21 protein-coding genes and 1 pseudogene are annotated in these 22,614 nt (G+C 67.5%); 9 read left to right on the top strand and 13 right to left on the bottom strand.

The genetic code is table 11. The annotated features are described in order from the left end of the window. Nucleotides 1–4 precede the first annotated feature (4 nt). The gene (locus AWB95_RS05095) at nt 5–1,192 is read left to right on the top strand and encodes an MFS transporter (protein WP_099539697.1); all 1,188 of its coding nucleotides are present in this window, start codon (nt 5–7) and stop codon (nt 1,190–1,192) included. An 84-nt stretch (nt 1,193–1,276) separates the two neighbouring features. Further along, nucleotides 1,277–2,296 (top strand): annotated as a pseudogene (locus AWB95_RS05090) (MFS transporter); the annotation flags it as partial. 133 nt (nt 2,297–2,429) lie between these two features. Here AWB95_RS05090 and AWB95_RS05085 read toward each other — a convergent pair. Together AWB95_RS05085 and serA are read right to left on the bottom strand one after the other, a co-directional pair. Next, complete coding sequence (locus tag AWB95_RS05085; protein ID WP_062539610.1) at nt 2,430–3,440, bottom strand: 3-isopropylmalate dehydrogenase; 1,011 nt, start codon at nt 3,438–3,440, stop codon at nt 2,430–2,432. Continuing rightward, nucleotides 3,437–5,023: a phosphoglycerate dehydrogenase gene (gene serA, locus AWB95_RS05080; RefSeq protein ID WP_062539611.1), complete on the bottom strand. Its 1,587-nt coding sequence runs from the start codon at nt 5,021–5,023 to the stop codon at nt 3,437–3,439. Before serA ends, AWB95_RS05085 begins: the two co-directional genes overlap by 4 nt. A gap of 192 nt (nt 5,024–5,215) precedes the next feature. On the opposite strand from serA, the gene AWB95_RS24020 reads away from it, so the two are divergent. From AWB95_RS24020 to AWB95_RS05070, 3 genes are read left to right on the top strand one after another with little or no spacing between them, the layout of a single operon-like run. Continuing rightward, the gene (locus AWB95_RS24020; RefSeq protein WP_338016610.1) at nt 5,216–5,440 is read left to right on the top strand and encodes a DUF4262 domain-containing protein; all 225 of its coding nucleotides are present in this window, start codon (nt 5,216–5,218) and stop codon (nt 5,438–5,440) included. After that, complete coding sequence (locus AWB95_RS24015) at nt 5,440–5,682, top strand: DUF4262 domain-containing protein (protein ID WP_306306553.1); 243 nt, start codon at nt 5,440–5,442, stop codon at nt 5,680–5,682. Before AWB95_RS24020 ends, AWB95_RS24015 begins: the two co-directional genes overlap by 1 nt. Before the next feature lie 25 nt (nt 5,683–5,707). Further along, entirely contained in the window at nt 5,708–7,138 is a 1,431-nt protein-coding gene (locus AWB95_RS05070; protein ID WP_062539612.1) for a phytoene desaturase family protein, read from the top strand. Nucleotides 7,139–7,387: 249 nt separating this feature from the next. Here AWB95_RS05070 and ilvC read toward each other — a convergent pair whose 3' ends face one another. The 3 genes from ilvC to AWB95_RS05055 are packed head-to-tail and all read right to left on the bottom strand — an operon-like array spanning nt 7,388 to nt 10,779. Further along, a complete protein-coding gene (ilvC, locus tag AWB95_RS05065; RefSeq protein ID WP_084707060.1) occupies nt 7,388–8,389 on the bottom strand; it encodes a ketol-acid reductoisomerase in 1,002 nt (333 codons plus the stop codon). A 39-nt stretch (nt 8,390–8,428) separates the two neighbouring features. Next, complete coding sequence (gene ilvN / locus AWB95_RS05060) at nt 8,429–8,935, bottom strand: acetolactate synthase small subunit (RefSeq protein ID WP_062539614.1); 507 nt, start codon at nt 8,933–8,935, stop codon at nt 8,429–8,431. Continuing rightward, a complete protein-coding gene (locus AWB95_RS05055; protein WP_062539615.1) occupies nt 8,935–10,779 on the bottom strand; it encodes an acetolactate synthase large subunit in 1,845 nt (614 codons plus the stop codon). The genes ilvN and AWB95_RS05055 overlap by 1 nt, the downstream gene beginning before the upstream one ends. Before the next feature lie 328 nt (nt 10,780–11,107). On the opposite strand from AWB95_RS05055, the gene AWB95_RS05050 reads away from it, so the two are divergent. Next, nucleotides 11,108–11,449 carry a PH domain-containing protein gene (locus AWB95_RS05050; protein ID WP_062539618.1) on the top strand — a complete coding sequence of 114 codons (342 nt, stop codon included), beginning with the start codon at nt 11,108–11,110 and terminating at the stop codon, nt 11,447–11,449. A gap of 106 nt (nt 11,450–11,555) precedes the next feature. Here AWB95_RS05050 and AWB95_RS05045 read toward each other — a convergent pair whose 3' ends face one another. Both AWB95_RS05045 and AWB95_RS23610 read right to left on the bottom strand, forming a co-directional pair. Continuing rightward, the gene (locus AWB95_RS05045; protein ID WP_062539616.1) at nt 11,556–12,398 is read right to left on the bottom strand and encodes a DoxX family protein; all 843 of its coding nucleotides are present in this window, start codon (nt 12,396–12,398) and stop codon (nt 11,556–11,558) included. 80 nt (nt 12,399–12,478) lie between these two features. Further along, entirely contained in the window at nt 12,479–13,429 is a 951-nt protein-coding gene (locus AWB95_RS23610; protein ID WP_249025630.1) for a DoxX family protein, read from the bottom strand. 127 nt (nt 13,430–13,556) lie between these two features. Here AWB95_RS23610 and AWB95_RS05035 point away from each other — a divergent pair, with 127 nt between their 5' ends. Beyond that, complete coding sequence (locus AWB95_RS05035; RefSeq protein WP_062540597.1) at nt 13,557–14,678, top strand: PQQ-dependent sugar dehydrogenase; 1,122 nt, start codon at nt 13,557–13,559, stop codon at nt 14,676–14,678. A gap of 132 nt (nt 14,679–14,810) precedes the next feature. Here the strand turns inward: AWB95_RS05035 and AWB95_RS05030 are convergent, their stop codons facing one another. The 3 genes from AWB95_RS05030 to AWB95_RS05020 are packed head-to-tail and all read right to left on the bottom strand — an operon-like array spanning nt 14,811 to nt 16,495. Beyond that, nucleotides 14,811–15,299, bottom strand: a complete 489-nt coding sequence (locus tag AWB95_RS05030; RefSeq protein WP_062540598.1) for a flavin reductase family protein — start codon at nt 15,297–15,299, stop codon at nt 14,811–14,813. A 35-nt stretch (nt 15,300–15,334) separates the two neighbouring features. Then, entirely contained in the window at nt 15,335–16,045 is a 711-nt protein-coding gene (locus AWB95_RS05025) for a TetR/AcrR family transcriptional regulator (protein WP_062540599.1), read from the bottom strand. A 12-nt stretch (nt 16,046–16,057) separates the two neighbouring features. Continuing rightward, nucleotides 16,058–16,495 carry a hypothetical protein gene (locus AWB95_RS05020; RefSeq protein WP_062540600.1) on the bottom strand — a complete coding sequence of 146 codons (438 nt, stop codon included), beginning with the start codon at nt 16,493–16,495 and terminating at the stop codon, nt 16,058–16,060. A gap of 192 nt (nt 16,496–16,687) precedes the next feature. Between AWB95_RS05020 and AWB95_RS05015 the strand changes: the two genes are divergently transcribed. Both AWB95_RS05015 and AWB95_RS05010 read left to right on the top strand, forming a co-directional pair. After that, on the top strand, nt 16,688–17,848 hold the full coding sequence (locus tag AWB95_RS05015) for an NAD(P)/FAD-dependent oxidoreductase (RefSeq protein ID WP_062540601.1): 1,161 nt from the start codon (nt 16,688–16,690) through the stop codon (nt 17,846–17,848). Then, complete coding sequence (locus tag AWB95_RS05010) at nt 17,845–18,738, top strand: RNA polymerase sigma-70 factor (RefSeq protein WP_062540602.1); 894 nt, start codon at nt 17,845–17,847, stop codon at nt 18,736–18,738. Before AWB95_RS05015 ends, AWB95_RS05010 begins: the two co-directional genes overlap by 4 nt. 3 nt (nt 18,739–18,741) lie before the next feature. Here the strand turns inward: AWB95_RS05010 and gatB are convergent, their stop codons facing one another. From gatB to AWB95_RS04995, 3 genes are all read right to left on the bottom strand, one after another. After that, entirely contained in the window at nt 18,742–20,250 is a 1,509-nt protein-coding gene (gene gatB, locus AWB95_RS05005; protein ID WP_062540603.1) for an Asp-tRNA(Asn)/Glu-tRNA(Gln) amidotransferase subunit GatB, read from the bottom strand. Nucleotides 20,251–20,363: 113 nt separating this feature from the next. After that, nucleotides 20,364–21,365 carry a nucleotide-binding protein gene (locus AWB95_RS05000; protein ID WP_084707281.1) on the bottom strand — a complete coding sequence of 334 codons (1,002 nt, stop codon included), beginning with the start codon at nt 21,363–21,365 and terminating at the stop codon, nt 20,364–20,366. A gap of 98 nt (nt 21,366–21,463) precedes the next feature. Beyond that, the gene (locus AWB95_RS04995; RefSeq protein WP_062541214.1) at nt 21,464–22,495 is read right to left on the bottom strand and encodes an ATP-dependent 6-phosphofructokinase; all 1,032 of its coding nucleotides are present in this window, start codon (nt 22,493–22,495) and stop codon (nt 21,464–21,466) included. Nucleotides 22,496–22,614: the final 119 nt, after the last annotated feature.

The following is a 22,614-nucleotide window of genomic DNA, read 5'->3' as shown; positions in this document are numbered from 1 at the left end:
AAGGGTGCCGGCAGCAACGATCAGCGCGACGCGGCGCTGGTCACTGCTGGCGATTTCACTGGCGGCGACGCTGTGCGCCACCGTCTTCATCAACGGCATCGCTTTCCTGATCCCGGCGTTGGACGCGGAACGCGGGATCAGCCTGGCCGAAGCTGGTCTGCTGTCGTCGATGCCCAGCCTCGGCATGGTGCTGACGCTCATCGCCTGGGGCTACCTGCTGGACCTGGTCGGCGAGCGGATCGTGCTCACGGTCGGCCTGTTGCTGACCGCGGCGGCCGCGTTCGGCGCGGCGTCGTTGCACTCCATGCTGACCATCGGAGCGTGTCTGTTCGGTGGCGGTATGGCGGCGGCCAGCGCCAACACCGCCAGCGGCCGGCTGGTGACCGGCTGGTTCCCCAGGGACCAGCGCGGGCTGGCGATGGGCATCCGCCAGACGGCACAGCCGCTGGGAATTGCCTTGGCGGCCTTGGTTCTTCCCGAACTCGGCGAACGCGATTTCTCGGTGGCGCTGCTGTTTCCGGGATCGGTGTGTGCGGGCGCGGCGGTGGCCAGCGCCGTCGGCGTGCTCGACCCGCCGCGGAAGACCCGGGCGGCGGCCAGTGCCGACGAACTCGCCAACCCCTACCGCGGGACCGCGGTGCTGTGGCGCCTGCACCTGGCGTCGGCGCTGCTGATGGTGCCGCAGACGATGGTGTTGACGTTCATGCTGGTGTGGTTGATGCGCGCGCACGGCTGGTCGACCGCGGCGGCCGGCGCGCTGGTCAGCGCCTCCCAACTGCTGGGCGCACTGGGCCGCGTCGCCGCCGGCCGATGGTCGGACCGGGTCGGGTCGCGGATGCGGCCGATCCGCACGATCGCCGTCGCCGCCGCTGTCGTCATGGCGGGGCTGGCGCTGACCGATCACCTGGGCTCGGCGCTCGCCGTGCCGATCATGGTCGTCGCGTCGGTGGTCACGGTGCTCGACAACGGGTTGGCGTTCACCGCGATCCCCGAATTCGCAGGGCCGTTCTGGAGCGGACGCGCGATGGGCGCCCAGAACACCACCCAGCGGCTGACCGCCGGCGCCGGCCCGCCGCTCTTCGGTGAGTTGATCGACGCGAGCGGTTATCCGCTGGCGTTCGCGGTGTGCGCGCTCTTCCCGATCCTGGCGCTGCCGATAGTGCCGGTTGGCGCCCGCCCGCGCGGCACGTGAGTTTTGCCGCCGTCTCCGACAGATGCGTGTGGAACCATTGATCAAGTGGCGGTGGAGTCGATCGGTACCGGAGCTCGCTGGTCGATGGTGGCGATCTCACTGGCCGTCACGGCAAGCGCCTTCATCTTCATCAACGGCGTCGCGTTTCTGATCCCCGCGCTGGAGGCCGAACGCGGTACTGCGCTGGCCGAAGCCGGTCTGTTGGCAGCCATGCCGAGCTTCGGAATGGTGGTCACGCTGATCGCCTGGGGCGCGTTGCTCGATCGTGTGGGCGAGCGAATCGTGCTCACGGCGGGGTCGGCACTGACGGCGGCCGCCGCCTACGCCGCGACGACGGTCCACTCGATGGTTGCCATCGGGGCTTTTCTGTTCGTCGGCGGCATGGCTGCAGCCAGCTGCAACACCGCCGGCGGGCGGCTGGTGTCCGGCTGGTTCCCGCCGCATCACCGCGGGCTGGCGATGGGAATCCGCCAGACCGCACAGCCGGTGGGAATTGCCTTGGGCGCCTTGGTGATTCCGGAGCTAGCCGAACGCGGCCCAGTGGCCGGACTGATGTTTCCGGCGTTGATGTGCACGATTTCGGCAGTGGCCAGCGCGATCGGGGTGATCGACCCACCGCGCAAACTGCGGGCCGCCGCGACCGAGCAAGAGCTGGCCAACCCGTATCGCGGCCGCCCGAAGGTGCTGCGACGCATCCACATCACGTCGTCGCTGCTGATGATGCCTCAGACGGTGACCGTCACGTTCATGCTGGTCTGGTTGATCAACGACCACAACTGGTCGATCGCCTCGGCCGGCGCGCTGGTCACGGTCTCGCAATTACTCGGCGCGGTCGGGCGAATCCTGGCCGGCCGATGGTCGGACCGGGTGGGCTCGCGGATGCGGCCGCTGCGGACGGTCGCGATCGCCGCGGCGCTGAGCATGTTCCTGCTCGGCCTGATCGACCGCGTCGGCTGGCGGATCGAGGTGGTGGTCATGGTCGCCGCAGCGGTGATCGCCGTGCTCGACAACGGGTTGGAGTCCACCGCGATCACCGAGTACGCGGGCCCGTACTGGAGCGGGCGAGCGCTCGGCATCCAGAACACCACGCAGCGACTCACCGCCGCGGCCGGGCCGCCGCTGTTCGGTGCCCTGATCACGGCGGCCGGTTACCCGACGGCGTGGCTGGTATGCGGATTGTTCCCGCTCGCCGCGATTCCCTTCGTCCCGACCCGCGTGCTTCCGCCCGGCCTGGAGACTAGAGCCCGGACGCAATCCGTTCGCCGACTTCGACGGTGGATAGCCGTTCGTTCGGGCGAGTGGCCAGATGGGACTCCACGGCCCGGTCCACTCGCGCGGCGGCAGCGTCTTCGCCGACGTGGGAGAGCAGCAGCGCCACCGACATGATCGCCGCCGTCGGGTCGGCGATCCCCTGCCCGGCGATGTCGGGCGCGCTGCCGTGCACCGGCTCGAACATCGACGGGTTGGTCCGGGTGGCGTCGATGTTGCCGCTGGCGGCCAGCCCGATTCCGCCGCACACCGCGGCGGCCAGGTCAGTGATGATGTCGCCGAACAGGTTGTCGGTGACGATCACATCGAAGCGGCCCGGGTCGGTGACCAGGTGAATGGTCGCCGCGTCGACGTGCTGATAGGAAACCTCGACCTCGGGGTATTTCTCGCCGATCTCCTGCACGGTCCGTGACCACAGTGTCCCAGCGAACGTGAGCACGTTGGTCTTGTGCACCAGGGTCAGCCTCTTTCGCCGCTGCTGGGCGCGTTCGAAGGCGTCCTGGACGACGCGGCGCACCCCGAAAGCGGTGTTGACGCTGACTTCGGTGGCCACCTCGTGGGCGGTCCCGACCCGGATCGCGCCGCCGGTGCCGGTGTAGGGCCCTTCGGTGCCCTCGCGGACCACCACGAAATCGATCTGCGGGTTGCCACGTAACGGACTGTCCACGCCCGGGTAGAGCCGCGCCGGCCGCAGGTTGATGTGGTGGTCCAGCGCGAAGCGCAGCCGCAGCAGCAGGCCGCGTTCGAGCACGCCGCTGGGCACCGACGGGTCGCCGATGGCGCCGAGCAGGATCGCGTCGTGCGCCCGCAGTTCGTCAATCACCGAGTCGGGCAGCACTTCCCCGGTGGCGTGAAACCGCCGCGCGCCCAGGTCGTAGCTCGTCTTCTCCACGCCGGGCAGCACGGCGTCGAGGACCTTGACGGCCTCGGCCACCACCTCCGGGCCAATCCCGTCGCCGGGAATAACCGCCAGTTTCACGACAGGTCAACCACTTCGAGCTTGTTGGCGTCGACGGCCACCGCGATCGCCGACCGCACATCCTCCGGGACGTCGCGGTCCAGGCGCAGCAGGATCGTCGCGCCCGGGCCTTCGGTGTCCTCGGACAGCTGCGCGGCGTGAATGTTCACTCCCGCGGCACCGAGCAGGGTGCCGATCTTGCCCAGCGCGCCGGGCTGGTCGATGTAGTTGATCACCAGGTTGGTGCCCTGGGCGCGCAGGTCGAAGTTGCGCCCGTTGATCTGGACGATCTTCTCCACCTGCTGCGGCCCGGTCAACGTGCCGGCCACATTGACCACCGAACCGTCGGAGGCCACCGCGCGCACGTCGACGACGCTGCGGTGGTTGGGGCTTTCGGTGGCGGTGCTGATGTCGGCGACGACGCCGCGTTCTTCAGCGATTGCCGGAGCGTTGACGAACGTGACCGGGTCTTCGATGACTGCCGAGAACAACCCGCGCAGCGCCGAAAGTCGCAGCACCTCAACGTCTTCGGCGGCGAGCTCACCGCGCACCTGCACCGACAGCGATGCCGGCAGTTCGTCGGACAGCGCGCCGGCGAGCACCCCGAGCTTGCGCACCAGGTCCAGCCAGGGCGCCACCTCCTCGCTCACCACGCCGGCGCCGACGTTGACGGCGTCGGGCACGAATTCGCCCGCCAGCGCCAGCTTCACACTGGCCGCCACATCGGTGCCGGCCCGGTCCTGCGCTTCGGCGGTCGAGGCTCCGAGGTGCGGGGTAACGACTACTTGCGGCAGTTCGAACAGCGGGCTGTCGGTGCAGGGCTCTTTGGCGAACACGTCGATGCCGGCGGCCCGCACATGGCCACTGGACACGGCTTCGGCCAGCGCGTCCTCGTCGACCAGGCCACCACGCGCCGCGTTGACGATGATCACGCCCGGCTTGGTTTTGGCCAGGGCCTCCTTGTCGATCAACCCCGCGGTCTCCGGCGTCTTGGGCAGGTGCACCGAGATGAAGTCGGCGCGGGCCAGCAGCTCGTCGAGGGTCAGCAGCTCGATGCCCAGCTGCGCGGCGCGCGCCGGCGACACGTACGGGTCGTAGGCCACCAGGTAGGCGCCGAAGGCGGCCAGCCGCTGGGCGACCAGCTGGCCGATGCGGCCCAACCCGACGACGCCGACGGTCTTGCCGAAGATCTCGGTGCCGGAGAACGACGAACGCTTCCACTCGTGGGCGCGCAGCGAGGCGTCGGCCGCGGTGATCTGGCGGGCGGCGGCCAGCAGCAGCGCGATCGCGTGCTCGGCGGCGCTGTGGATGTTCGATGTCGGCGCGTTGACCACGAGCACGCCGCGGGCGGTGGCGGCGTCGACGTCGACGTTGTCCAGCCCGACGCCGGCGCGCGCGACGATCTTGAGTTTGGGTGCGGCAGCCAGTACCTCGGCGTCGACGTTGGTGGCCGAGCGCACAAGCAGCGCGTCGGCGTCGGACACTGCGGCCAGCAGCTTCTCCCGGTCCGGGCCGTCGACCCAGCGCACTTCGACCTGGTCGCCAAGGGCGGCGACGGTCGATTCGGCAAGTTTGTCAGCGATCAAGACAACAGGCAGGCTCACCCGGCCAGCCTAAGCGGCGATCGCAAGCGCGGTGGAGCCGGGCGCTGGGGGTCGCCGCCAACACTGATCCGTTGAATCTGCGCTAACCAGGTGAGCTACTCGCACTTTTGCCTGGTAGCCGCAGAGTCAACGGCTCTGTCGGTGCACGGGTGCACGGTGACCGTAAGTCCGACGAGAGAAGGGACGGCACCCATGTGCTGGATGTGCGATCACCCGGGGAGCACCGTTGAGGAATGGTTCGCGGAGATTGAGAAAACAAAGGCAAAACATGGCTGGGCGGTGCAATACGTCGAGAGTGACCGTGCGCCCTACGCCTACACGGCTGGGCTGCATGAACATGGCCTGCCCGAACTGTTGGTGACCGGCCTGCCACCGCTCCCGACGCCCGGCTTCTCAACACCGTCGCCGCGTACCTGATGGATGGCGGACGACCGGTCCCGGGCGAATGGATCTCGGTACATGATGGGCCGATGCTGGCGGTCGTCCAGGTGGACCATCCCGACGCGCATATGGGCGTGGCGGTGGCGTTCTATGGCCGTCAGCTGCACGCCCTGCAACTGGTTTGGGCCGACGATCGTGGCCACCGCCCGTGGTGCCCGGAATTCAGCAACGGCGGGCTGCGGCAGCCGGTCCTCGGTGTACGTCCCGGCATGACCTGAGGGCAGCGGTCCCTACGATCACGGCATGGACGTCACCGTGGTCGGTAGCGGACCCAACGGGCTGACCGCCGCAGTCATCTGCGCCCGCGCCGGGCTTTCCGTGCAGGTCATCGAGGCCCAGCCGACGTTCGGCGGCGGTTCTCGCACCGCCGCCGACCCCGAATTCTCGGGGGTGTCGCACGACATCTGCTCGGCGGTGCACCCGCTTGCGCTGGCCTCGCCGTTCATGGCGCAATTCGACCTGCCCGCGCGCGGCGTGAAGTTGGCTGTGCCGGAGCTGGCGTATGCCAATCCGCTGCCCGACGGTCCGGCGGCAATCGCCTATCACGACCTCGATCGCACCTGCGACGGATTACAGCATGGGGCGTCGTGGCGACGGCTGCTGGGCCCGTTGGTCGAGAACTTCGGCGCGGTGGTCCAGCTGCTGCTCGGCGACAAGCGCTCGGTGCCCCTTACGCCGCTCACCGCGGCGCGGATGGGGTTGCGGATGATTACCCAGGCCACCCCGTTGTGGGGATCGCTGGCCGGCGAGGACGCCCGGGCGTTGTTCACCGGCGTTGCGGCCCATACGATTTCGCGGATGCCCTCGCTGGTGTCAGCGGCTGCCGGACTGATGCTGGCCACGCTGGCGCATTCGGTCGGCTGGCCGATCCCGGCGGGTGGCAGTCAGGCGATCGCCGACGCGTTGGTCGCGGATTTGCGGGCACACGGCGGCGAGCTGACCTCCGGCGTGGAGGTCACCGAACCGCCGAGCGGCGTCGTCCTGTACGACACCGCCCCAACCGCTCTGCTGCGCATCTACGGCGACTTGTTGCCGCCGCGATACGCGAAGGCGTTGCACCGCTACCGGTTTGGGCCCGGCGTGGCCAAGGTCGACTTTGTGCTCAGCGACGACATCCCGTGGTCGGATACCCGGCTGGCCCAGGTGCCGACAGTGCATCTCGGCGGTAGCCGTGAGCAGACGGCGCACGCCGAGGCCGAAGTCGCCGCAGGCCGGCACGCTGACTGGCCGATGGTGCTGGCCGCGACTCCGCACGTCTGCGATCCCAGCCGAATCGACGCCAATGGTCGCCGACCGCTGTGGACCTATGCCCACGTCCCGTCGGGGTCACCGGTGGACCAAACCGAAGCTGTCACTGCGATTTTCGAGCGATTCGCGCCCGGATTCCGCGACGTCGTCGTCGCGGCCCGCAGCGTCCCGGCGGCACGGCTAGCCGACCACAACGCCAATTACGTCGGCGGGGACATCGGGGTCGGTGGAAACTCCGCGTGGCATGCGATCGTCGGCCCGACGCCGCGGCTCAACCCGTGGAGCACCCCGATTCCCAAGGCGTATCTGTGTTCTGCGGCGACTCCGCCGGGCGGCGGAGTGCACGGCATGTGCGGCTACTACGCCGCACGCACTGTACTCAAGCGCGAGTTCGGGATTCGCGAGCTGCCGAAACTGGCACCCTGAATTGCCGTCGTTACCACCATCGTCCGGCGATTAGCCTTGGTTTGTAACGGAACGTAGGTTCGCCGACGTCGCACGGCTTACAGATCGATCCGGATCAGACGTTGCCGGCCAGCGCGGACGGGAGATCGCCCGCCCGCGCGTTGGCCGATGCCGGATACGTGGTCTGGTGACTGTGACCCCGCCGAGCGTGCGCAAAACCGTGGCGCGACACGGCGTGTCGCGCGCGGACACGCACGCTCGGCGCAGACGTCAGGCTGTCTCGGTGATCGGGCGGTCGACCCAGCTCATCAAGTCGCGCAGCTTCTTGCCGGTGACCTCGATGGGGTGTTCGGCATTCTCCTTACGCAGCCGTGCCAGCTCCTTGCCGCCGCTTTCCACGTCGGCGACCAGCTTCTTGACGAAGGTGCCGTCCTGGATTTCGCGCAGAATCTCGCGCATCCGCTCCTTGGTGCCTGCGTCGATCACCCGCGGACCCGACAGGTAACCACCGAACTCCGCGGTGTCGGACACCGAGTAGTTCATCCGCGCGATGCCGCCCTCGTACATCAAGTCGACAATCAGCTTGAGCTCGTGCAGAACCTCGAAGTAGGCCATCTCCGGCGCGTAGCCGGCCTCGACCATCACGTCGAACCCGGCCTTGACCAATTCCTCGGTGCCGCCGCACAACACGGCCTGCTCACCGAACAGGTCGGTCTCGGTCTCCTCCTTAAACGTGGTCTTGATGACACCGGCCCGGGTACCGCCGATGCCCTTGGCGTAGGACAGCGCCAGCGCCTCACCCTCGCCGTTGGGGTCTTGGGCAACAGCGATCAGACATGGCACACCCTTGCCGTCGACGAACTGGCGACGCACCAAGTGCCCCGGGCCTTTCGGGGCGACCATCGCGACGGTGATGTCGGCGGCCGGCTTGATCAACTCGAAGTGGATGTTGAGCCCGTGGCCGAAGAACAACGCGTTGCCCGGCTGAAGATTCGGCTCGATCTCGTTTTTGAAGATGTCGGCCTGAGCGGTGTCGGGCGCCAAGAGCATGATCACGTCGGCCCACTTGGCCACCTCGGCGGGCGTGTCGACCTCGAGTCCCTGCTCGGCGACCTTGGCCCGCGACTTCGACCCCTCCTTCAGGCCCACCTTCACCTGAACCCCGGAGTCGCGCAGGCTCAGCGAGTGCGCGTGTCCCTGGCTGCCGTATCCGATCACGCCGACCTTGCGGCCCTGGATGATCGACAGGTCGGCATCGTCGTCGTAGAACATCTGCACTGCCACTGTGTGATTCCTTCTTTTGTCGTTGAGTTACTTGGTGGTGCCGATGCCGCGCGGACCGCGCGAGAGCGACACCAATCCGGATTGGACGATTTCCCGCACCCCGTAGGGCTCCAGGACCCGCAGCAGCGCTTCGAACTTCGCCGGGGTACCGGTGGCCTCGATGATCAGCGACTCCGGGGAGACGTCGATGACCCTGGCCCGGAACAGGTTCGCCGCTTCGATGATCTGGCCGCGAGTGCTGGCATCGGCGCGTACTTTGATCAGCGCCAACTCTCGGGACACCGAATTGTCGTCATCCTGCTCGACGATCTTGATGACGTTGATCAGTTTGTTGAGTTGCTTGGTGACCTGTTCGAGCGGGGTGTCCTCGGCCGAGACGACGATGGTCATCCGGGACATGTCTTTCTGCTCGGTGGCACCGACCGCCAGCGACTCGATGTTGAAGCCGCGCCGGGAAAACAGCGCCGCGACGCGCGCGAGCACGCCGGGCTTGTCCTCGACCAGTACCGACAGCGTATGGGTGGTTGCGCTCATCAGGCGTGCCCCTCGTTGCCTTCGTCGTCGAAGAGTGGACGGATGCCGCGGGCGGCCTGAATCTCGTCGTTGCTGGTGCCGGCGGCCACCATCGGCCACACCTGAGCGTCGGCGCCCACGATGAAGTCGATCACCACCGGGCGGTCGTTGATCGCCCGCGCCTGGTTGATCACGTCGACCACGTCTTCCTCACGCTCGCAACGCAATCCGACACAACCCAGCGCCTCGGCCAACTTCACGAAGTCGGGGATGCGGTGCGAGTGGGTGGCCAGGTCTGTCTGCGAGTATCGCTCGGCATAGAACAGCGACTGCCATTGCCGCACCATGCCCAGGTTGCCGTTGTTGATCAGCGCGACCTTGATCGGCGCGCCTTCGATCGCGCAGGTGGCCAGCTCCTGGTTGGTCATCTGGAAACAGCCGTCGCCGTCGACCGCCCACACTTCGGCGTCCGGGCGGGCGATCTTGGCGCCCATCGCCGCCGGAATAGCGAAGCCCATGGTGCCCAGGCCGCCGGAATTGATCCACGTGCGCGGCTTTTCGTAGGAGATGAACTGCGCGGCCCACATCTGGTGCTGGCCGACCCCGGCGACGTACACCGCGTCCGGGCCGGCGATCTTGCCCAGCGTTTCGATCACATACTCCGGGCTGAGGCTGCCGTCGCTTTGCGGCCCGTAGCTCAAGGGGTAGGTGTCCTGGACACCGCGCAGGTATTCCCACCAGTCATCGAGCTCGATGCTGGCTCCGTCGTGGCGCAGCGCGGCGATCAAGTCGGTGATGACGGCCTTGACGTCGCCGACGATCGGGACGTCGGCGTGGCGGTTCTTGCCGATCTCGGCGGGGTCGATGTCGGCGTGGATGACCTTGGCCTCCGGCGCGAACGAATCGAGCTTTCCGGTGACCCGGTCGTCGAAGCGGGTGCCCAGCGCGATCAGCAGGTCGCTGCGCTGCAGGCCGGCCACCGCCGCCACCGTGCCGTGCATGCCCGGCATGCCGAGGTGCTGCGGGTGGCTGTCCGGGAAGGCGCCCCGCGCCATCAGCGTGGTGACCACCGGGATACCAGTCAGCTCGGCCAGTTCGCGCAGCTGCTCGCATGCTTCGCCGCGGATAACGCCGCCGCCGACGTAGAGCACCGGTTTGCGGGCGGCCGCGATCAGCTTGGCTGCCTCGCGGACCTGGCGGTTGTGCGGCTTGGTGTTCGGCTTGTAGCCGGGCAGTTCCATCCGTGGCGGCCAGGCAAACGTGCACTGGGCCTGCAGCACGTCCTTGGGGATGTCGACCAGCACCGCGCCGGGGCGCCCGGTGGCCGCGATGTGGAACGCCTCGGCAATCACCCGGGGGATCTCGTCGCCGGCGCGGACCAGGAAGTTGTGCTTGGTGATCGGCATCGTGATGCCGGAGATGTCGGCCTCCTGAAAGGCGTCGGTGCCGATCAGCGAGCGCCCGACCTGCCCGGTGATCGCCACCACCGGCACCGAATCCATCTGCGCGTCGGCGATCGGGGTCACCAGGTTGGTGGCGCCGGGACCGGAGGTGGCCATGCACACGCCGACTTTGCCGGTCGCATGGGCATAGCCACTGGCGGCGTGCCCGGCGCCCTGCTCGTGGCGGACCAGCACGTGGCGTAGCTTTTTCGAGTCGAACAGCGGGTCGTACACCGGCAGCACCGCGCCGCCGGGGATGCCGAAGATGACCTCGACGTCGAGTTCCTCCAACGACCGAATTACCGACTGTGCGCCAGTCATCTGTTGCGGCGCAACGTGTTTCGGTTTAGATGCAGCAGACGCGCCGTTGGCGACGGGCATTGTGGCCGATCGCTCCGTTGGTCGCGTGGTGGGTGCGCTCACTGGATCCTCTTCGTTGGTCTCTCGATGACAACAAAAAACCCCCGCCAGCTCAGCTGCTGCACGAGGGTTGCGCGTTGGTGCTCGAAAACTAGTCAGCCACCAACGCGCCGACCGAGTACTACGAGCATTTCGCGGCTGTCCATAGCGTTCGACGGTAGCCTCCGCACAGGTCAGCCGTCAAATCCTGCTCGGGCGAACCCCGGCGTTGATATTGCACCCAAGGTCGTGATTTCCGCCGCGGCACAGCCCTGAACGCGATGTCAACGGGGAATGACATGATGCCAGCGTGGCTTCTCACTCACCGCCGGTAGTGATCAGGGTGTCGCCGATGGCGCATTTCGCGGTGGGTTTCCTGACGCTGGGTCTGCTGGTGCCGGTGCTGACCTGGCCACTGACCGCGCCGCTGCTCGTGATCCCAATTGTGTTGTCGGCGTTGATCGTTCGGCTGCGCACCGTGGCCGACGACGACGGCGTGACCGTTCGGACGCTGCTGGGTAGCCGGTCGGTGCGCTGGGCCGAGATCGACGGGCTGCGGTTCAGCAAGAGCTCCTGGGGCCGTGCCCGGCTGAAGACCGGTGGCGAGTTGCGGCTGCCCGCAGTCACCTTTGCCACGCTGCCCTTGCTGGCGGAGGCCAGCGCGGGCCGAGTGCCCAATCCGTACGCGGGCTAGCTCAATGGCGGCGACCCGCAGCGCCCGGCTCCGCCGCGCTCGCGATCGCCGCTAGCTCAATGGCGGCGACCCGCAGCGCCCGGCTCCGCCGCGCTCGCGATCGCCGCTAGCTCAATGGGTTGGCGCCGTTGAGCATCACCCACACCGCGACGCCCCCGCCGATGCCCAGCAGCAGCGCCGCGAACGAACCGATGAACGGCCGGCGCGCCCAGCCGCGACCGGCGTCGAACCCGTAGCGGCCGGGGCCGATCAGGATGACGGCGGCCGACACCAGGATCAGCGTGATCTCGTACTCGTGACCGTCGGGCAAGAAGTAGGGAAACGACCGCGAATCCGACTGCCCCGATACCGCCGCGATCAGGCCGTTGATCAGGTAAGCCAGTGCGCCCGCGGCGGCCAGCGGGGTGAACAGCCCCAGCACCAGCAGGACCCCGGCGACGATCTGGCCGCCCGCTGCGACGTAGGTGAGGATGTCCGCGTGCTGGTAGCCGACATCGGACAACGAGTTTTTGAATGCGGTCAGCCCGTGCCCGCCCCACCAGCCGAACAGCTTCTGCAGTCCATGCGCCATCAGCACCGCGCCCAGTCCGACCCGCAGGATCAGCAGCCCGAAGTCCTGGGTGCCGCGGCGGCTGGCCGCGCGGACCCGCTCGTCGTGCTCGGCGGTGTCGGTTTCCGGCGGGCCGAACACCGAGTGGCGCCCGGTGTCCGGCGGCTGGACGTAGGGCAATGGCTGCGACGCACCGATCAGGCCGTATCCGCTGCTGGACACGCGCGCACTGCTGGAGTCGTAGTGCGGAATCGTGGTCGTCTCGAAATCGCCTGCATAGGTGGCTGACGGCAGGTCGTCTTCCGGGTCGACCAGGCTTGCGGTTGCCGGCCGGCCCGGGGTTGGCGCCTCGGAGTCCTCCGGCCGCCGCCAAGGTGCGTCATGCGATTGACTGGTCACGGGTGTCAGGGTAAGGGCAGTTCTGCCGAGATCGGGGATTTGAGCGGCGCTTTTACCAGACTGATGCACGCGGCGATGTTTCACGCCAGCGGATTGGCCCCGTTGAGCAACGCCCAGATGCCGACGCCGGCGCCGATACCCGCCAGCAGCGCCACCGACGACCCGATGAATGGGCGCCGGGCCCAGCCGCGGCCCGCGTCAAGCCCGTACAGTCCGGGGCCGGCCAGCAGGATCGCGACCACCGCAATGATGGCCATGACGTGGTACTCGTTGCCGTCGAGCAGGAACGTGGGGTGCCCGTGCTGACGCTGGGCCGCGATGTTGGCCAACAGGCCGTTGATCAGGTAGGCCAATGCGCCGGCGGCGACCACCGGGGTGAACAACCCCAGGATCAACAGCGCACCTGCCGCGATCTGGCCGCCGGCGCCCACCCAAGCCAGGATGTCGGCGTGCTGAAAGCCGAGATTGGTCAGGGAACGCGTGAATCCGTCGTGGCCCTGGCCGCCCCACAAGCCGAATGCGTTCTGCAGGCCGTGGGCGCCCAGCACCGCGCCGACGCCCACTCGCAGCACCATCAAGCCCAGATGCTGGGTGCCGCGTTGTTTGGCGATTTTCAGCCGGGGGTCGTCGACCAGCCGCGGCTGCACGGACGGCAGCGGATCGCGATCGGCGACCGGCGGCTGCGCGGTGTCATCGCTGACGTCGTCGGCCGGCTCGTCGGGCTCGGTCGCCGTGGTCTCCGAGTCGGCGTTCGCACCGCCGTCGTCCGCGTCCAGATCTTCGCCGGATTCCTCGGCCTGCGCGGGAGCCGACTCCGCGGCCGGCTCCGGCGCCGCGGATTCCTCGGGTTTCGGGACTGCGGGCTCCGGTGCCGGTGGCCGCGGTGCAGCTTCCGGCGCGGGCGGGCGGGACTCGGCCTGCGGCGGAGGCGGGGGTGCCTTGCGGGGCGGCGGAGGGGTCTTCCGCGTCGGCGACGCCTCGGCGTCCTCAAGCCGGTGAAATCGGGTAAAGCCATATGGGTCGCCGGTCACCGTGCCAGCCTAAAGCCAAGCAACTTACGCCCGTGACACTTTGCCGGACGCCTTGATCTCCCCGTGACCCCGCGCATGGGCGGGTCGGCATGGCGGGGACCGCGGCAGTGTCCGTAACCTTGCGGACATGCGGTTACGGCGGTCGGTTCGGTGCGGGTTCGCCGCGCTGTGTGCGGCGCTGCTCGTCGTGAGCGGTTGCGCCCGGTTCAACGACGCCCAGTCCGAGCCGTTCACCACCGAACCCAATCGGCGCCCCCCGCCGACGTCGACGCCTCCCCCGCCGCCACCGCTGCCCGCCAAGCCGTTCCCCAAGCAGTGCCCGGCCCCCGGGGTGATGCAGGGCTGCCTGGAAAGCACCAGCGGGTTGATCATGCTGCCGGACAGCAAGTCGGCGCTGGTCGCCGAGCGCACCACCGGCGCGGTCAAGGAGGTCTCGGTCAGCGCCGAGCCGAAGGTGAAAACGGTGATCCCGGTCGACCCCTCCGGTGACGGCGGGCTGATGGACATTGTGCTGTCCCCGACCTACAAACAGGACCGGCTGATGTATGCCTACGTCAGCACGCCCAGCGACAACCGGGTGATCCGGATCGCCGACGGCGATATCCCCAAAGACATCCTGACGGGAATCCCGAAGGGAGCCACCGGCAACACCGGCGCGCTGATCTTCACCAGTCCGACCACGCTGGTGGTGCTCACCGGCGATGCGGGCAACGCGGCGATGGCCGCCGACCCGGGGTCGCCGGCGGGCAAGGTGCTGCGGATCGAGCAGCCGACCACGCTCAACCAGGCCCCGCCGACCACTGCGCTCTCCGGCATCGGCTCGGGGGGCGGGTTGTGCACCGACCCGGTCGACGGGTCGCTGTACGTGGTGGACCGCGCGCCCACCGCCGACCGGCTGCAGCGCATCACCAAGGACTCCAAGGTGTCCACCGTCTGGACGTGGCCGGACCGGCCCGGCGTGGCCGGTTGCGCGGCCCTGGACGGCACGGTGCTGGTGAACCTGATCAACACCAAACAGACCGTGGCCGTCCATCTCGCTCCGGCGACCGGCGCGGTCACCGGCGAGCCTGACGTGGTGCGTCAGGACACACACGCCCACGCGTGGGCGTTGCGGATGTCGCCGGACGGAAACGTCTGGGGCGCAACGGTGAACAAGACCGCCGGTGATGCGGAGAAGCTTGACGACGTGGTGTTCCCGCTGTTCCCGCAGGGCGGCGGATTCCCGCGGGCGAACGAGGACAAGACGTAGCGGCGATCGCAAGCGCGGCAAAGCCGGGCGCAGCGGGTCGCCGCGCGACAGGCCAAGCGGCGATCGCAAGCGCGGCAAAGCCGGGCGCAGCGGGTCGCCGCGCGACAGGCCAAGCGGCGATCGGGCTCAGCGCTACGCCCCGTGGCCGGGCTCGAGTTCGGTGACATCGGAGAAGCTGACGAGATCATCGCCGCGCTCGGGCGCGTAGCCGGCAACCGGTTCCAGTAGGTAGCCGACATGGTCGCCGAGGTCGATACGGTCGAGCGTCTTGCCTACAAACCATGCCACTGCACCGTCGAGGATCGGCATTCCCTGCGGACCGCTGTGCCAGGAGCACTGCGCGAACTTGTCGACCTCGTCACCGGTTTGGCCGCCGAATAGTCGCGCCAGCTCAATGTCGCTGCGGGCCAACACATGTACGGCCAAATGCGCGGATTGGGTTGCGACGCCGAAGGTGTGGTTGCGCCTGGACATGCCGACCAGAAATCGTGGTGGCTTCAAGCTGGTTTGAGTGGCGAATCCGACCAGGCAGCCCGACGGGTGACCGTCGGCCTGGGTGGTCACCACGAACATCGTGTAGTCCAGCATGCCAATCAGCCGGTCGAACGATTCATCGGCCATCTCACCATCATGGACCAGACCGGCGCACTCGCAGGCTATCCGGCCGGTCGGGGGTTGAGGAGCGCCACCATCGCCTCGACCTGCCTGCGGTTGAGCACAACCGTTGACCCGTCGGGTAAACCGAGGATCCGGTCCGTCGCGATACCGTGGAGCTTGGTGCGCTTCATGCAGTCATCGATGGCCTTGCGTCGGGATTTCGCGTCGTGCGCATTGAGCACTTGAACCATGTACTTCTGCAAACTGGCCGCGAATCCCTGAATGATGTCACCGACGCCCTCGGGATCGAAAGTGTCGAAGATACCCTCGCGTACCCCGTCGGTGATGACTTCGGTTAGTACCGGCCGGAACAGGTCCTCCCAGATCGTCACGATCTTTGCAAACAGCGCCTGGTTGTGCGGCTCGAGCAGTGACGCCATCGCCGCGATCTGTTCGGGAGCGCCCATGGCCATCTTGACCCGATAACTCGCGGCAAGCCCGGTGTTGAGGCGGTCCAGCGCGTTCTTGCCGGCCTGGTCGAAGATCGGACGCACAACGTCGAAGGCTTCCGCAGCGCTGCGTTCGGCGAGCGCGGTGACCAGCGCCTCCTTGGATGGGAAGTAGTGGTAGAAAGCGCCTTTCGAGGTACCTGTCGCGACGAGAAGGTCGTTGAGACTTACATTCTCATAACCACGTTGGAGAAACAGCGCGAGTGCCTGGTCGAGCACTTCGGCTCTCCGGACGTCCTTGGGTTTCACGACACGCGGCATGGCGGTATCGAGTCAGTCGGACTTCTTCAGCCACCCCACGTATGCCAGGTACAGACCGCACAGTGCGAGCAGCCCGAATCCGACGCGCACGACGGCGATGGCAGGACTCGACGTCTCGGTGGCGTTTTCGGCCCCCTTGACTATCAGCTGTGGCATGGCCAGCAATGCGAAACCCCGCAGCAGCAGGAACCAGCCGACGAGCGAGATGATCACGGCCGCACCGCTGCCCCAATACTGGTGGAACGCAACGACGAACAGGCCAGAAAAGAACAGCAACGCGCCCAGCACCCACGGCCACATCGGGTCTGCCGAGAAACTGGACAACTGGCTCCCGAGGCTTCCGGCCCTGATCGCGACGATCGCGGGAACCACGGCGATGAACGGGCCGAGCACGCGTGCAAACGAGCGCGTGCGCTGCGAGCGATCGGCCGGGGTGGCGGGTGTGCGCATGGTTACCAATCCTTTTCGACGTGTGGCGGAGGTTGCTGCCGCCCTTTTAGACCACCGGTCTACAGATTAGACCATCGGTCTAAAATGGTGCGCTCAAGTGTCGGCGGTTGCCGGACATGGCGCGCGTGTCACACATCCACCCGCAGGATCCGTCTGGTGTGCATCAGCAGTTCACACACGAAAGGCAGGACCATGACCGAGATCGTTATCATCGGCGGCGGGTACACCGGCACGGCCGCGGCCGTCAGCCTCGCAGCCCGGGTGCGCCGCCGCGAGGACACCCACATCACGCTGGTCAACCCGGAGCGCCGCTTCACCGAGCGGCTGCGGTTGCACCAGGTGGCCTCCGGCCAACAACTGGCCGAGCTGCAGATCCCCGATCTGCTCCAGGGCACCGCCGTCACGTTCGTCCAGGGCTGGGTGACCGCGATCGACGCGGACGCGCAGACCGTCCGGGTCGACGACATGCGCACGCTGCACTACGACACGTTGGTCTATGCGCTCGGCAGCGTCGCGGACACCGCAGCGGTGCCGGGCGTCGACGAGTTCACGTACACACTGAACAGTGCACACGACGCGGCGTTGTTCGCCGAACAGCTGGACCGGCTCGGCGAAGGCACCGTGGTGGTGGCGGGCGGCGGCCTGACCGGCGTCGAATCCGCTGCCGAAATCGCCGAGCAGCATCCCGAACTGGACGTCGTACTGCTGAGCCGCACGACACCGGGGTCGATGATGAGCCCCAAGGCACAAGCACGCCTGCACGCGGGTCTGGCCCGGTTGGGCGTGCAGGTCCGGTCCGGCGCCGAAATTGTCAAGGTGATGGCCGACGGCGTTGCGCTGGCCGACGGCGACGTGGTCGGCGCGCGGACAGTGCTGTGGACCGCCGGTGTGCGGGTATCACCGCTGGCAGCCGCCGCCGGCTTGCAGGTCGACGAGCGCGGCCGGATCGTCACCGACGAGTCGCTGCGCTCGGTGTCGCACCCCAACGTCTACGCCGTCGGCGACGCCGCTGCCGTCCGGCAGCGTTACGGGGTCATGCACGGCACCTGCCAAAGCGGAATCCCGACTGCGCTGCACGCTGCGGCGTCGATCACGCGGGAACTGAAGGGCAAGCAGCCCAAGAAGTTTCGATTCGGGTACGTTCATCAGCCGGTCAGCTTGGGGCGCCGTGACGCGGTCATCCAGTTCACCCATCCCGACGACAGCCCCACGCGGTTCTACTTGGCCGGCCGGTGGGCTGTCGCGTACAAAGAGACGGTGAGTTCCAGCCCGTGGCCCACCTACCGTCTGCTCAAGTCGGTTCCGTCGGTGGGTACCACGACCTGGCGTCGCGGCGGCCGGTTCACGCGATGAGCACCGACCAGCAGACCTTCGAGCACCACCGCAAGCTGTTGTTCGCGATCGCCTATCGGATCCTGGGCACGGTCGCAGACGCAGAGGACGTGGTCCAAGACGCGTGGCTCAAGTGGTCGGCGGCCGACCGGGGGCAGGTCGCCGACCCGAAAGCCTATCTGGGACGGATCGTCTCCAATCTGTCGATGGATCGGCTTCGGTCCAGCCAGCGGCAACGGGAAACCTATGTGGGGCCGTGGCTTCCGGAGCCGATCCGTACCAGCCCGGACACCGCCGACGACGTCGCCACCGCCGAGTCGGTGTCAATGGCGATGCTGGTGGTGCTGGAAACGCTGAGTCCGTTGGAGCGCGCGGTTTTCGTCCTCAAGGAAGTGTTCGACTTCAGCTACGCCGAGATCGCCGAAGCCCTCGACCGTTCCGAGTCGGCCGTGCGCCAGGCCGGTCACCGCGCCCGCGAACACGTGCAGGCGCGGCGGCCCCGATTCGAGACGGATCACGCCAAGAAGCGCGAGATCACCGAGCGGTTCTTCGCCGCGGCTGCCGGCGGTGACATCAATGAGCTCATGGAACTGCTCGCCCCCGACGTCACGCTCTGGACCGACGGCGGCGGAAAGGTTCGCCAGGCGCTGCGTCCCATCCTGGGCAACGAAAAGGTGGCCGCCTGGATCGCCGGCACGATCAAACGACCTTACGAGGGCGTCGAGATTGCGGACATGGCAGTCGAAGTCGTTGACATCAACGGCGGACCGGGCATCGTCTTCACCGGTGCGGGCCGCGTGATCGCCACCCTGACCGTCGATCTCGACCCCGATGGACGCATCGCCACCATCCACAACGTGGCCAACCCCGACAAGCTCGGCGCCGTCGCCGACGGTGTGGCCCGGATGTAACTGTTAGGCCTGGCCGCAGGCTTTGAGCACCAGTTCACGCACCCGCGCCGCGTCGGCCTGGCCCTTGGTCGCCTTCATCACGGCGCCGACGATCGCGCCCGCCGCCTGCACCTTGCCGCCGCGGATCTTTTCTGCAATATCGGTATTGGCGGCCAATGCCTCGTCGACCGCGGCCTGGATCAGCGAATCGTCGCGAACCACGGCCAGGCCGCGCGCGGTCATCACCTGCTCGGGCTCGCCATCCCCGGCCAGCACACCCTCGACGACTTGGCGGGCCAGCTTGTTGGACAACTTGCCGTCGTCGACCAGTGCGATGACCTCAGCGACCTGCTTGGGCGTGATCGGCAACGCGTCGAGGTCGACACCAGCCTCGTTGGCCTTCTGCATCAGGAAGCTCCCCCACCAGGCGCGCGCCTTGTCACTGGAGGCGCCGTGTTCGACGGTGGCGATCACCAGGTCGACAGCGCCGGCGTTGACCAGATCACGCATCACCTCGTCGGAAACGCCCCACTCCTGCTGAATCTGCCTGCGGCGCAACCACGGTAGCTCGGGAATGGTCTGGCGCAGCCGCTCGACCAGCTCGGTGCTGGGCGCCACCGGCTCAAGGTCGGGTTCGGGAAAATAGCGGTAGTCCTCGGCGGTTTCCTTGGTGCGGCCGGGGCTGGTATAGCCGGACTCGTGGAAGTGCCGGGTCTCCTGGGCGACCCGTCCACCGGACGCCAGAACGGCGCCCTGCCGCTGCATTTCGTAGCGGACGGCGACCTCGACGCTTTTCAGCGAGTTGACGTTCTTGGTCTCGGTGCGGGTGCCGAACTGCGTGGCCCCCGTCGGCATCAGCGATACGTTCGCGTCACAGCGCATCGAACCTTGATCCATCCGCACATCGGAAACACCCAACGCACGCAACAGGTCTCGCAGTGCCGTCACGTAAGCCCGGGCGATCTGCGGGGCCCGCTCACCGGTTCCGACGATCGGCTTGGTGACGATTTCGATCAGCGGCACGCCGGCGCGGTTGTAGTCGATCAGCGACGTCGTCGCGCCGTGAATGCGGCCGGTCTCGCTGCCGATGTGGGTCAGCTTGCCGGTGTCCTCCTCCATGTGCGCGCGTTCGATGTCGACGCGCCAGGTGGTGCCGTCCTCGAGCGGCACGTCGAGGTGGCCGTTGATGGCGATCGGCTCGTCGTACTGTGAGATCTGGTAGTTCTTCGGCATGTCGGGATAGAAGTAGTTCTTGCGGGCGAAGCGACACCACGGCACGATCTCGCAGTTCAGCGCCAACCCGATCCGGATCGCCGACTCGACGGCCGCCTGGTTGAGCACCGGCAACGATCCCGGCAGGCCCAGGCACACCGGGCACACCTGGGTGTTGGCCTCGGCCCCGAAGGCCGTGGCGCAGCTGCAGAACATCTTCGTGGCGGTGGACAGCTCGACGTGGACTTCCAGGCCGAGCACCGGCTCGTAGCGTGCGACGACGTCGTCGTAGTCGAGCAGCTCAACCGCAGCAACTGTCATGCGCTCAATCGTAGTGAGGACCGCGAGCGCGGCGAAGCCGGGCGCGGCGGGTCCTCACCCACGCACCAGTGAGGACCGCGAGCGCGGCGATGGAGCCGGCCGGCTCAGCGACGTTACTGTCCGCGGAACATCTCTGCGAGCGCGGCAGCCATTTCCAGGTAGCGGCGCCTGCTCTCCTGGCTCAACCGCGACGGGACGATCTCGTTGTCGTCGTGCACGTGCCGGTCGAACGGCAACACCACCACGCGCTCGGGCAAAAATCGTTCCGATAACTCCCGGAGTTCTTTGCTCACCCAGGCCCGCGGCTTTCGTTGTTCGGTGCGGTTGATCGCCAGTGTGGCAGACTCGATGAGTCTCTGATACCCGTTGCGGCCCAACCAGTCCAGCATGGTCCTGGTCTTCCTGATCGCGTCTATGGACGTGTTGGTCACCACCACAAGAGCCTCAGACTCCAGCAAAACCGCCTCTGTCACATTGGATTTGAGCGTCTTGCCGCAGTCCACCAATAGCACTCGGTAACGTTTGCGCAGCATCGAGAACGCTTTGACGACGTCGTCGCGCTTGATCTGCCAGTCACTGTGCGCATAGTCCGGATGCCCGAAAACCTCTAAACCAGAACTGTTTCGGTGACCGAGACGATCGGCGAGGCCACCGGTGTCGACGTCGACCACGATCACCCGGTCGTCGCGCGCTTCGGCAAATATCGAGCCGAGCGCCTCGACCACTGCCGTTTTTCCGACACCGCTCTTGGCGCTCACCACCGCGATCGGAAAGGCGCCGCCCACCGGTACGCGGATCCGCTCGCGCAGGCCGAGTTCGTCGGCCCGCGCTTTGCCCTGCCCGGGTTCGCGCCGAGTCAGGTTGGAGAGCATATTGCGCCAGCCGGGTTTGGCTGGGACTTCGACGTCGGGCTCCTCGATGCTGTCGACCAGGTCTTCGTCGGGCTCAGCCTGGACGGGCCCCTCCATGTTGGTCAGCGGAACAGTCGCGCGGATGTCCGCAGGCGACGGCGGCGAGAACGCGCGTGCATCATTGCGTCGCCGCGCCGACGGCCGCCGTCCCGCCAGCGGCTCTGTCTGTTGAAACATGCCGCGATCAGGGCCGCGGTTATTCATGTTCCCGACGGTAGCACCGGTCCGGACGGTCGGAAAACCTTGGCAATGGCCGGAATTCGGTGAAAGGTTAGTGGCCCGCGGGTGAACGCGGGGTAGCGTCAGCCGAAAAACGCAGCGGCGTCGTCGTAGCGACTCTGCGGCACCAGCTTGAGCTGGCGGACCGCGTCGGCCAGCGGCACCCGGCCGATGTCCTGGCCGCGCAGCGACACCATCTGCCCGTACTCGCCGGCGTGCGCGGCGTCGGCAGCGTTCACCCCGAACCGGGTGGCCAGCACCCGGTCAAAGGGCGTCGGGGTGCCACCGCGCTGCACGTGCCCCAGCACCGTCACCCGCACGTCCTTGTTGATCCGCTTCTCCACTTCGGTGGCCAGTTGCGCGGCGACACCGGTGAACCGCTCGTGACCGAACTCGTCGATGCCGCCTTCGCGCAGCATCATCGAACCCGGCAGCGGTTTGGCGCCCTCGGCGACCACGCAGATGAAATGCGAGTCGCCGCGCTGGAATCGCCGCTTGACCAGCCGGCACACCTCTTCGACGTCGAAGGGCTGCTCGGGGATCAGGGTCATGTGGGCGCCGGAGGCCAGCCCGGCGTTCAGCGCGATCCAGCCGGCGTGCCGGCCCATCACCTCCACCAGCATCACGCGCTGGTGCGACTCGGCGGTGCTGTGCAACCGGTCGATGGCGTCGGTGGCGACCGTCAGCGCGGTGTCGTGACCGAAAGTCACGTCGGTGCAGTCGATGTCGTTGTCGATCGTCTTGGGCACGCCGACGACGGGAACGTTCTCTTCGGAGAGCCAGTGCGCGGCGGTCAGCGTGCCCTCGCCGCCGATCGGGATCAGCACGTCGATGCCGTTGTCGTCGAGCGTCTGCATGATCTGCGGCAGCCCGGCCCGCAACTTGTCGGGATGCACTCGCGCGGTGCCGAGCATCGTGCCGCCCTTGGTCAGCAGCCGGTCGTTGCGGTCGTCGTTGTGCAGTTGGATGCGCCGGTTCTCCAGCAGCCCCCGCCAGCCGTCCTGAAACCCGACCACCGACGAGCCGTAGCGGGCGTCGCACGTGCGCACCACAGCCCGGATGACCGCGTTGAGCCCGGGACAGTCGCCGCCTCCGGTGAGAACCCCGATCCGCATAGCCCCATCTTGCCGGGTGAGCGCGGCCGTCGTGGCGAGCAGACGCAGAATCGCACAAAACCTTCCGTTTCAGGGTGCTGGTCCGTTTGCTCGCCGCGAAGGTCAGCTACGTCATATCT

Source organism: Mycobacterium celatum, from assembly GCF_002101595.1.
Taxonomy (GTDB): domain Bacteria; phylum Actinomycetota; class Actinomycetes; order Mycobacteriales; family Mycobacteriaceae; genus Mycobacterium; species Mycobacterium celatum.
The sequence above is the reverse complement of the archived record's forward strand: the minus strand, read 5'-3'. Positions and strand labels throughout refer to the sequence as shown.

Excerpts from the sequence above, each read along its gene's own strand:
- AWB95_RS05020 (WP_062540600.1), bottom strand. The coding sequence starts at position 16,495 with ATGCGCACACCCGCCACCCCGGCCGATCGCTCGCAGCGCACGCGCTCG.
- AWB95_RS05015 (WP_062540601.1), top strand. The coding sequence starts at position 16,688 with ATGACCGAGATCGTTATCATCGGCGGCGGGTACACCGGCACGGCCGCG.
- AWB95_RS05050 (WP_062539618.1), top strand. The coding sequence starts at position 11,108 with ATGGCGCATTTCGCGGTGGGTTTCCTGACGCTGGGTCTGCTGGTGCCG.
- AWB95_RS05030 (WP_062540598.1), bottom strand. The coding sequence starts at position 15,299 with ATGGCCGATGAATCGTTCGACCGGCTGATTGGCATGCTGGACTACACG.
- AWB95_RS05035 (WP_062540597.1), top strand. The coding sequence starts at position 13,557 with ATGCGGTTACGGCGGTCGGTTCGGTGCGGGTTCGCCGCGCTGTGTGCG.
- AWB95_RS24020 (WP_338016610.1), top strand. The coding sequence starts at position 5,216 with ATGTGCTGGATGTGCGATCACCCGGGGAGCACCGTTGAGGAATGGTTC.
- AWB95_RS05000 (WP_084707281.1), bottom strand. The coding sequence starts at position 21,365 with ATGAATAACCGCGGCCCTGATCGCGGCATGTTTCAACAGACAGAGCCG.
- AWB95_RS04995 (WP_062541214.1), bottom strand. The coding sequence starts at position 22,495 with ATGCGGATCGGGGTTCTCACCGGAGGCGGCGACTGTCCCGGGCTCAAC.
- AWB95_RS24015 (WP_306306553.1), top strand. The coding sequence starts at position 5,440 with ATGGATGGCGGACGACCGGTCCCGGGCGAATGGATCTCGGTACATGAT.
- AWB95_RS05010 (WP_062540602.1), top strand. The coding sequence starts at position 17,845 with ATGAGCACCGACCAGCAGACCTTCGAGCACCACCGCAAGCTGTTGTTC.
- gatB (WP_062540603.1), bottom strand. The coding sequence starts at position 20,250 with ATGACAGTTGCTGCGGTTGAGCTGCTCGACTACGACGACGTCGTCGCA.
- AWB95_RS05070 (WP_062539612.1), top strand. The coding sequence starts at position 5,708 with ATGGACGTCACCGTGGTCGGTAGCGGACCCAACGGGCTGACCGCCGCA.
- ilvC (WP_084707060.1), bottom strand. The coding sequence starts at position 8,389 with ATGTTCTACGACGACGATGCCGACCTGTCGATCATCCAGGGCCGCAAG.
- AWB95_RS05025 (WP_062540599.1), bottom strand. The coding sequence starts at position 16,045 with ATGCCGCGTGTCGTGAAACCCAAGGACGTCCGGAGAGCCGAAGTGCTC.
- ilvN (WP_062539614.1), bottom strand. The coding sequence starts at position 8,935 with ATGAGCGCAACCACCCATACGCTGTCGGTACTGGTCGAGGACAAGCCC.